The 931-nt window shown below is 62.5% G+C and carries 1 protein-coding gene; it reads right to left on the bottom strand.

Annotated elements, in window-relative coordinates; all coding sequences use genetic code 11:
- Nucleotides 1-84: 84 nt before the first annotated feature.
- Nucleotides 85-931 (bottom strand): carbohydrate ABC transporter permease (locus EOA22_RS35330; protein WP_164756256.1); only part of this gene is annotated, 847 nt, incomplete at its 5' end.

The following is a 931-nucleotide window of genomic DNA, read 5'->3' as shown; positions in this document are numbered from 1 at the left end:
GAGGTAAATGCCGCGCACCGCATGGAAGGCGCCGTAGCGCTTGTGCAAGCCGGTGATCCTGACTTCAGCCATGCCTGCCTCTTTCTATCCGCGAACGGCGCCGAGCGTCAGCCCGCGCACGAGATGTCGTTGAGCAAGGACTCCCAGAGCGATGGATGGCACGAGGGAAACAATGGCCAGGGCCGCCGCTTCACCATATTGCGCGCCCTGGAAGCCGATGAAGGAGCGGAATACGGTTGGCAGCGTGAACGCAGTTCGACTGGTCAAAATGAGCGCGAAGAAGAACTCCGTCCAGCAAGCGATGCAAGCGAAGACGGCCGCCGCGACGATGCCCGGGGCGGCAAGCGGCACGGCAACACGCCAGAACGCCTCCCAACGCGTGCAGCCATCGACCAGGGCCGCCTCCTCCATCGACTTCGGCATGCCGCGGAAATACGCGAACATCATCCACACCGACACCGGCAGCGTGAAGACCGTATAGGCGATGATCAGACCAATATGGGTGTCGTACAGCCCGACGCCACGATAGATAAGGAATACCGGCAGGACGATGCCGATCGGTGGCAGGAAGCGCTGTGACAGCACCCAGAAAGACAGGTGCTGGCCGCCCGTGTTGTAGCGCGCCAGACTATAAGCCATCAGCGTGCCCAACAACGCTGAAAGCACGGTGGCCGACAGCGAAATGATCAGACTGTTGATGAGCCCGTCGAGGCCGCGATAAGCGAACAGCGCAGCTTTGTAGTGTACAAGGGTCGGCTCGGCAGGGAACCAGACGGGCGGCACGGTGAGGTAGTCGTCGCTCGGCTTGATCGAGGTGTTGAACATCCAGTAGAGGGGCCACAGCACGAACACGAGGAAGAAGCCGAGCAGCAGCATGCGACCGATCGGCACCGACCGGCGTTTCCTGCGGCGGGCGGGCGCGACGGCGGCC

This window comes from Mesorhizobium sp. M7A.F.Ca.US.014.04.1.1, from assembly GCF_003998745.1.
GTDB classification, from domain to species: Bacteria; Pseudomonadota; Alphaproteobacteria; order Rhizobiales; family Rhizobiaceae; genus Mesorhizobium; species Mesorhizobium ciceri.
Note: the sequence above shows the minus strand (reverse complement) of the source record. Positions and strands in the feature narration are given on the sequence as shown.